The 7,832-nt window shown below is 63.2% G+C and carries 7 protein-coding genes and 1 pseudogene; 4 read left to right on the top strand and 4 right to left on the bottom strand.

Annotated elements, in window-relative coordinates; all coding sequences use genetic code 11:
- The 4 genes and pseudogenes from BUB76_RS17455 to BUB76_RS17140 all read right to left on the bottom strand — a co-directional run.
- Window positions 1-2,117 (bottom strand): annotated as a pseudogene (locus BUB76_RS17455) (hypothetical protein); the annotation flags it as partial.
- Window positions 2,118-2,954: 837 nt separating this feature from the next.
- Entirely contained in the window at window positions 2,955-3,266 is a 312-nt protein-coding gene (locus BUB76_RS17150) for a type II toxin-antitoxin system RelE/ParE family toxin (RefSeq protein ID WP_073130684.1), read from the bottom strand.
- A 4-nt stretch (window positions 3,267-3,270) separates the two neighbouring features.
- Window positions 3,271-3,525 (bottom strand): ribbon-helix-helix domain-containing protein, encoded by a 255-nt coding sequence (locus BUB76_RS17145; protein WP_073130680.1) that lies wholly within the window; start codon window positions 3,523-3,525, stop codon window positions 3,271-3,273.
- Between the two features lie 83 nt (window positions 3,526-3,608).
- Window positions 3,609-3,920 carry a hypothetical protein gene (locus BUB76_RS17140; protein ID WP_073130677.1) on the bottom strand — a complete coding sequence of 104 codons (312 nt, stop codon included), beginning with the start codon at window positions 3,918-3,920 and terminating at the stop codon, window positions 3,609-3,611.
- A gap of 246 nt (window positions 3,921-4,166) precedes the next feature.
- Here BUB76_RS17140 and BUB76_RS17135 point away from each other — a divergent pair, with 246 nt between their 5' ends.
- From BUB76_RS17135 to BUB76_RS17120, 4 genes are all read left to right on the top strand, one after another.
- Window positions 4,167-5,738, top strand: a complete 1,572-nt coding sequence (locus BUB76_RS17135; protein ID WP_073130674.1) for a recombinase family protein — start codon at window positions 4,167-4,169, stop codon at window positions 5,736-5,738.
- The gene (locus BUB76_RS17130; protein ID WP_073130671.1) at window positions 5,738-6,646 is read left to right on the top strand and encodes a plasmid partitioning protein RepB C-terminal domain-containing protein; all 909 of its coding nucleotides are present in this window, start codon (window positions 5,738-5,740) and stop codon (window positions 6,644-6,646) included. The genes BUB76_RS17135 and BUB76_RS17130 overlap by 1 nt, the downstream gene beginning before the upstream one ends.
- Window positions 6,643-7,614: a plasmid partitioning protein RepB C-terminal domain-containing protein gene (locus BUB76_RS17125; protein WP_084140744.1), complete on the top strand. Its 972-nt coding sequence runs from the start codon at window positions 6,643-6,645 to the stop codon at window positions 7,612-7,614. Before BUB76_RS17130 ends, BUB76_RS17125 begins: the two co-directional genes overlap by 4 nt.
- Window positions 7,559-7,832 (top strand): transposase (locus tag BUB76_RS17120; protein ID WP_073130055.1); only part of this gene is annotated, 274 nt, incomplete at its 3' end. The genes BUB76_RS17125 and BUB76_RS17120, both read left to right, overlap by 56 nt.

Here is a 7,832-nt window from a genome sequence, read left to right as displayed (position 1 = left end):
AGCGACGCCGTCACCGCGCCGGGCGCGTTGAAATAGGTCACCGTGTCGTCGCCATCCCCCCCGAAATACCGTTCGCGCCCGCCATCGGAGCTGACGAACCAGTCGAAATCGCCCAGGCCGCGGAAATCGTTGGACTGGTCGTCGCCGAAGAACACGTCCTGCCGGCCCGAGCCGGTGATCCGCTCGATGCTGGTCAGCTCGAGCCCCGCGGCCAGGTTCGTATTGTTGGCCGGATTGGTTAAATCCAGGTAAATCCCCGTGGCCTGCGCGCCCGAGGGCGGCAGCGGCCCGAAGGCGTCGCCGATGGTGTTGGCGGCCGCGTTCTGCCACTCGACGAAGCTGATCATGTCCTGCCCGTTGCCGCCGTCGATCGTGTCGGGCCCGGTGGTCGCCAGGAACCAGTCGTAGTCGCCGAGGCCCCGCAGCTGGTTCGCGCCCGCGTCGCCGCGGATGAAATCGGCGAAGATCGTGCCCGTCACCCGCTCGAGGTTCAGCAGGCTCATCCGCTCCGCGCCGTCGTGGCTGACCGCCGTCCCGGCCTCGAGATCGATGGTCAGGCGGTAGTCCAGGTTGGTCCGCCCGGGCGTCTCCGCCAGGTCCGAGAACGACACCATGTCGTTGCCCGCGCCCCCGTCCACCGTGTCGTTGCCCCCGCCGGGGGAGATCCAGTCCCAGCCCTCTCGTCCGTCGAAGATCTCGGCGGCGATCGTGCCGAAGATGTTTTCGCCGTCCAGGCTGCCGGCGATCCGACGTGGGGCCAGTGCAGCCATGTCCAACTCGATGACTTCGGCCATCTGCGGCCGCGCGCCCGCCCCCTCCGGCCGGTGATCCGGTATGGGATAGGTGCCGGCCGCGGTCCCGTCGGTCACCCACATGAGCTCGTCATCCGGGCCCGACCCGATCGAGAAATAGGCCCGGCCATCATGGACATCGTAGATCACCGGCTCCGCGCCCGGCTCGCCCGGTTGCAGATCCGCCAGGAGTGTCGTTCCGCCGACCGTGCCGTCGCTCACATGCAGTTCGGTCCCTTGCGCGCCGGTGGTCACGATCAGCGCACGGGCATCGTCCAGCGCGACGATCTCCCAGAAGCCGACAGCGCGCGTGTCACCGCCCAGATTGCCGCTTGGCCGACCCGTCCCAGTCAGCTGGAGCGTCCCGTCGGGCGTGCCATCCGTGACGAAGAGTTCGACGCCATCGATCTCGGCGGCGTCGCGGGCCCAGAAGAACATCCTGTCGCCGACGATCGCGTGATTTGCGGCCAGCCGGTCGTTCGGATACGAGCTCGCGTCGCCCGGCCGGATATCGCGCAAAAGCGATGTGCTCGTGCCGTCGCTGACCCAAAGCTCGGTCCCGGTCCACTCGCCCTGGATCTGTTGATTGTCCCAGTAGAAGAAGTGGCTCGACGTGTTTCCCACGAAAGTGCCGCGATAATCGACGATGTTCAGATCGTCGAAAGTGCCGGTATTCGCGTCATAGCGGAAAAATTCCTGCTCACCACCGTGCCAGGCGAATTGATATACCGCATTGCCTAGTTCGAATACGGCGATGGTTTCCAGAACGTTGCTCTCGCCATCCCAATCATAGACTTTCGACACGTTGAAATCGGTATCGATACGGTGAAGATCGTATCTGTCGCCCCGCGACGACTCGCGCGCCCAGATGGAGTTGCTCAGCACCCAGAACTCCCACAGCGGTTCGTCGATCAGCAAGCGCGGCGTGCTGACCCCGTCGGTCACCATGAGCGCCTCGCCACCCGCGAGCGTCGTGTCGGCCCGCGGGTTGACCGCCAGGAAAACAGCTTGATCGGCGAAGGAGTGGAACCTCGTCGGGGAATAGAAATCCGTACCGGTTTCGTCCGTCAATTGATACGCGAAGCCATCCCCGCTCGAGATCGCGAGACGCATCGAATTGATGAAGGAATCGGGCTCGTCATATCGCGATTGCGTCGCGAACGCCGCATCGCCGATCTGAGCGTAATCGACGGACCAGTCATCGTCGATATAGTTCGAGTCCGGATGGGACCACGGTGATATCTCGAACGTGTAATCCGTGTCGATCACCCAGCCATATGTTCTTTCGCCGTCACGGGCCCCGTGATCGGCCTTGTAAACCAGCACCTCTACCATAATTCGCCCCCAATCGACCGCAGTTTCCACGAAGACTTGCCCCCGCGCCGCAAAAGCGCGAATTGGCAAGGGAATCGGATACTCGTTCTGGACGGGGTCCATCCTAGTCCAATTCGCGAAATCACGAAACGCCCACGGTCCCGCGGCGCGCAGCATGCGGAAGCGGGGGGATCAGATCCGGCTTGCGGCAGAGCAGGCCCCGGCCTGCTTAACGGAGGTCTTTCCGCCTCCGGCCGACCGCTGCCCCCGTTCCGGGATGCCCGGAACGCCATCGGCTCACGGACATCCGTTTGGCCACTCGAGACGCCACGGCGCACGCCCAAGGCCGCGGTCATCGACCACCAGACCAGCAGCCGCGGTTCGTTTCGAGCTCTGTTCCGTCTCTTGGGTGCGACTGACTTCTAAGAGTTCAGGTTGGGTCAAACTGTCTTGATGGCGGGTGGCCGTACACCAGATCCGCACAGTTGCGAGGTAGGGAGAATATCGGCTCCGCGAAACCGCATGCGCGTTCTTCGAGGGCGTAGTCTGCTAAGGCAGCCCCACCCGCATATCCCTCGAAAACAAAGAGAAATCTGACCGCAGCCGGGCCGAGGGGAAACTTTCGCTTGGCGTGGTGGCGGAGGGAACGGAGCGCCTGAAAACTCTGCTCGAAGTAGCGACCGGGATCTATTCTGAAATCGGCGAATCCAAGGAGGTTCTGTTCAACACCCGTGCCTACGCTTGCTTACGCTGCTGGAAAAACAAAGCATGATCAAAACGGATACAAACCAAGAGCATTGTGTGCGCCGTTGCCGGTTCAAGGCCTTGGAGACTGGTCTGGGAGAAACGTTATCTAAAGAAGTCCTCCTTGAAACGATCAATCTGATGCATCCGCTCGTGGAGGATCGTGACGATACCGATATCGCCGTTCGAGAGGTGCCTCCAATACACGAAATGCCGCTCGTACCGGAAGAAATACCCCTCCACTTCGAATTCGGCGGGCACGGCGCGCGAATGCACACCGCGTGTTTCGATCTGCTCGAAAGCAGCGAACAAGCCGGTGATGTAGGTCTCGGCTTGCGCTTCGCCCCACGTGTCACGGGTGTATCGGTAAATCTCGTCGAGCCGGACGGACGCCGCCTCCTGGACCCGGATCGCCATGCGATCAGGTCCGGTTCCGGGCGATCACCTCGGCGGCGGTCAGCGACTTGTAGCTCTCCTCGGGGGCCGCGAACGCGCGGTTCAACTCGGCCTTCAGCCGGTCGAAGGCTTCACGCTCGACGCGCTCCTTGTCGCGACGGATCAGATCACGGATGTACTCGCTGACGTTCTCATAGGCGCCGTCCTCGCCGACATTGGTCGCGACGAACTCGCTGAGCGCGCCGCTGACACGCACGGTCATGGTGGTGGTCCGAGACATGGCGCTCTCCCTCGATCGTATGTGTTCAAGATAACCAATATCGAACACGAAACAAGGGCCCGCTCGCCGGGCGGCGGTTCTGCCTACCCTTCTCCATCGTCGAAAACCAGGCGATCTGCCATCGTCAGCAGCAAGACCAGCACAACGTCCGAATGCCGCGCGAGCGACACCAGGTGCTCGCCGCTCGGTCCACGCTCGCCAGCGAACCAGTATTTCACCGTCCGCTCGCTCGCACCGGTCCATCGCATGGCGGACTTGATCGCTCGGTGGGTCGATCCGAGTTCCGCGTGCAACGCCATCGCCACGGCCGCGCGATAGTCGCTCGGAACATCCTCGGGGTGCACAAATGTGCCCATCTTCGGCACAACTGTGCCCATCTTCACCCGCATCTTCATGTGTTTCTCCGCTAAATGTCTGGAGAGACATGAAAACCGCAGAATCCGTCTGTGCCCGTGACGGGCCGGTCCGGAAGGCTGCGGCGGGCATCCGCACTTCCGAAGGTGAGGAAAATGAACGGCAGAACCGGAACGCCGGCGCATGGACGCATGAGAGGGCCGCTGTGCCTCGCCGCCCGCCGAGGCACAGCGCGGCACCCGCAACGGGCTTGCCGGGGCTTCGCGCTGTGAACAGGGGCACGGTGAATGGCAGGTCAAAGCGGCAACACCGAAACGGTTAGCACGGCGGCCGAGCAAGACGTACCCGCTGTCGCCTACGTCCGGATGTCGACAGACCACCAGAAATACTCGACCGAATATCAGCTGGACGTCATTCGCAAGTATGCCGAAACCCGCGGCCTGACGATCCTGCGGACTTTCGAGGACTCCGGGCGATCCGGCCTGCGGCTCGATGGCCGGGAGGCGCTGCAGAGCCTGATGGCCGAGGTCCAGTCGGGCCAAGCCGATTTCAAGGCGATCCTCGTCTATGATGTCAGCCACTGGGGCCGGTTTCAGGACGCCGACGAGGGCGCCTATCATGAGCACGTCTGCTCCCGCGCCGGCATCCGGGTCCATTACTGCGGCGAGCAGTTCGAGAACGACGGCAGCATCGGCTCGAACCTCCTGAAGACCGTGAAGCGCGTGATGGCGGGCGAGTACAGCCGTGAGTTGTCGGTGAAGGTCTTCGCCGGGCAATGCCGCCTCGTCGAGTTGGGCTATCGCCAGGGCGGTGCCGCCGGATACGGCCTGCGTCGAGTGCTGATCGACGAGCACGGCAATCCGAAGGGCGAGTTGTCGCGCGGCGAGCAGAAGAGCCTCCAGACCGACCGCGTGATCCTCGTGCCCGGCCCCGAAGAGGAACAGCGGGTCGTTCAGCGCATGTACGAGATGTTCGTCAACGAGGGGCGTCCCGAGCGCGAGATCGCGGAGGTCCTGAACGCCGAAGGCCACCGCAACGATCTCGACCGACCGTGGACCCGGGCGACCGTCCATCAGGTGCTGACCAACGAAAAGTATATCGGGAACAACGTCTTCAACAAGGTGTCGTTCAAGCTGAAGCAGCGCCGTGTCGTGAACCCTCGGGACATGTGGATCCGGGCGGAGGGCGCGTTCCCGGCCATCGTCGACAAGGTCCTTTTCCTGCGGGCTCGGGAAATCGTCGACGCCCGCAGCCACCATTTCTCCGACGAGGAACTGCTCGATGCCTTGCGCGCGATCCTGAAGCGGCAAGGCATGCTGTCGGGTCTGATCATCGACGAGGAGGATGATCTTCCGTCCTCCAGCGCCTATCGCAGCCGCTTCGGCAGCCTGCTGCGCGCCTACCGGCTGATCGGCTACGAGCCAGACCGCGACTACAGCTACATCGAGATCAACCGCGCTCTGCGACAGGCGCATCCGCAGGTGGTGGCCGAGATCATCGCCGGGGTCACGCGGCACGGTGGGCGGGCTGTGCAAGATCCGGAGACCGATCTGCTTCGCGTCAACGACGAGTTCACCGTGTCCATCGTGCTGGCTCGGTGCACGGCGACGGCGGCCGGGTCGCTGCGCTGGCGCATCCGTCTCGACGCCGGCCTCGTTCCCGACATCACGATCGCCGTGCGCATGGACGAGGTGAACGAGTTGCCCCGCGACTATTACGTGCTGCCCAGCATCGACATGACCTTCGGGAAGCTGAAATTTGCCGAGCAGAACGGGCTCGCACTCGATGCGTATCGGTTCGACACGCTCGATTTCTTCTACGCGCTCGCCTCGCGGGCCAGGATCGCGGAGGTGGCGTGATGCCCGACGACATGGAGCCGACCAGCCAGAAGCAGGTGACCCTCATCCCTTGTGACCGGATCAGGATCCTCAACCCCCGCGTCCGCAACCGTCGCACCTTCGAGGCGATGGTGGAGAATATCGCTCGCATCGGCCTGAAGCGGCCGATCACCGTGGCCCCGCGCGCCGGGACGGACCCGCAGGAGTATGACCTCGTCTGTGGTCAAGGCCGCCTCGAGGCGTTCATCGAGCTTAAGCAGCACCAGATCCCGGCCATCGTGATCGAAGCCGACGAGAGCCAGTGCCTTGTCATGAGCCTCGTCGAGAACTGCGCGAGGCGGCAGCACAACCCGATCGATCTGATGCGCGAGATCGGCTCGCTTCGCGAACGCGGCTACAACGACCGCCAGATCGGCGAAAAGATCGGGGTCTCCTACGAGTACGTGAACATGATCGCCGGGCTGCTGGAGAAGGGTGAGGAGCGCCTGGTCTCCGCCGTGGAGACCGGACTGCTGCCGCTCAATCTCGCCATCCAGATCTCCAAGACCGACGCCAAGGGCGCGCAGAAGGCGCTGATGGACGCCTATACTCAGAAAAAGCTGCGTGGCCGGAAACTGACGCTTGTGCGCCGCCTGATCCAGCAGCGCGAGCTCCGCGGGCCTCAGATCAAGAGCAATGCGCTCGGGCGGAGGGTGGCGAAACGCGCGCTGACCAGCGAGGGACTTGTCCGAGCCTATCAGCAGGAGGCGGCACGTCAGAAACTGCTGATCAAGAAGGCCGAACTCGCACAGAGCCGGCTGATGTTCGTGCGCGAGGCGTTCCGGAAGCTGTGTGCGGACGAGCACTTCATGACGCTGCTTCGTGCCGAGGGGCTTGAGACGATGCCCGCCGATCTCGCCCAGGCGGTCACCGATGGACCCTCGTCATGAAACGGGCCGCGGACAAACGCCCGGCCAGCGTCAATCACGGCTTCGACGACGACTGTGTCACCCTGCCGATCGACGTGATCTTGCCCCTGCGAACCCTTAGCAAGAGCGCGAAATCCAGCCGAAAGTACCGGCAGATCGTCGCCTCCATCGCCCAGATCGGGATCGTCGAACCGCCAGTGGTCGTCCCGAACCCCGACAAATCCGCCACCTGGTTGCTGCTCGACGGACATCTGCGGATCGAGGCCTTGAAGGATGACGGCGTGCAGGAGGTGGAATGCCTCGTGTCCACCGACGACGAGGCGTTCACCTACAACCGGCAGGTCAGTCGCCTTGCGCCGATCCAGGAGCACAGGATGATCCGGAAGGCGATCGAACGCGGCGTGCCCGAGGAAAAGATCGCAGCCGCGCTCGATCTAGGCACGCGCAGCATCCAGAAGAAGATCAAGCTGCTCGATGGCATCTCCGAGGAAGCCATTGCCATCCTGAAAGACAAGCCCTGCACGAACGCCGTGTTTGACGCGCTTCGCAAGATGAAGACCATGCGCCAGATCGAGGCGGCCGAACTGCTGGTCAACGCCAACAACTACTCCGTCGCTTACGTGAAGGCGATCCTCGCCGGCACACCACAGGCGCAGCTGGCCGAGTCGTCCAAGCCAAAGAAAGTGAAGGGCATCACGCCCGAGGCAATGGCGCGGATGGAACAGGAGCTAGCCCGCTTGCAGGAGGGCATTGCCTCGATCCAGGACACCTACGGCCAGGATCACCTGCATCTGACCGTGATCAAGGCCTACGTCGGCAAGCTGCTCGGGAACGCCAGGGTCGTTCGCTACCTCATGCAGACGCGTGAAATGCCCCCTCTGAAGTGGTCCGCCCACTGGGATAGAATGATCCCGTCATGGAGAGGACCAGAGAATGGCTGGGAAGCGAGAGAAGCCCGAAGACATCGTTCTGAAGCTGCGGCAGGTTGAGGTGCTGCAAGGCCAAGGGCTGTCGGTCGGTGATGCGGTGCGCCAGGTCGGCATCACGCAGCAGAGCTACTACCGGTGGCGCAGGCAGTATGGCGGCATGAGCCGCGATCAGCTGAAGCGACTCAAGGAGCTCGAGACAGAGAACCAGCGGCTCCGGCGTGCTGTCTCCGACCTGACCCTCGACAAGATGATCCTGAGCGAGGCCGCCCGGGGAAACT

The organism is Palleronia salina, from assembly GCF_900141995.1.
GTDB lineage: Bacteria > Pseudomonadota > Alphaproteobacteria > Rhodobacterales > Rhodobacteraceae > Palleronia > Palleronia salina.
Note: the sequence above shows the minus strand (reverse complement) of the source record. Positions and strands in the feature narration are given on the sequence as shown.

Coding starts and splice junctions, on each gene's coding strand:
- BUB76_RS17150 (WP_073130684.1), bottom strand. CDS start 3,266: ATGGCGATCCGGGTCCAGGAGGCGGCGTCCGTCCGGCTCGACGAGATT.
- BUB76_RS17145 (WP_073130680.1), bottom strand. CDS start 3,525: ATGTCTCGGACCACCACCATGACCGTGCGTGTCAGCGGCGCGCTCAGC.
- BUB76_RS17140 (WP_073130677.1), bottom strand. CDS start 3,920: ATGAAGATGCGGGTGAAGATGGGCACAGTTGTGCCGAAGATGGGCACA.
- BUB76_RS17135 (WP_073130674.1), top strand. CDS start 4,167: ATGGCAGGTCAAAGCGGCAACACCGAAACGGTTAGCACGGCGGCCGAG.
- BUB76_RS17130 (WP_073130671.1), top strand. CDS start 5,738: ATGCCCGACGACATGGAGCCGACCAGCCAGAAGCAGGTGACCCTCATC.
- BUB76_RS17125 (WP_084140744.1), top strand. CDS start 6,643: ATGAAACGGGCCGCGGACAAACGCCCGGCCAGCGTCAATCACGGCTTC.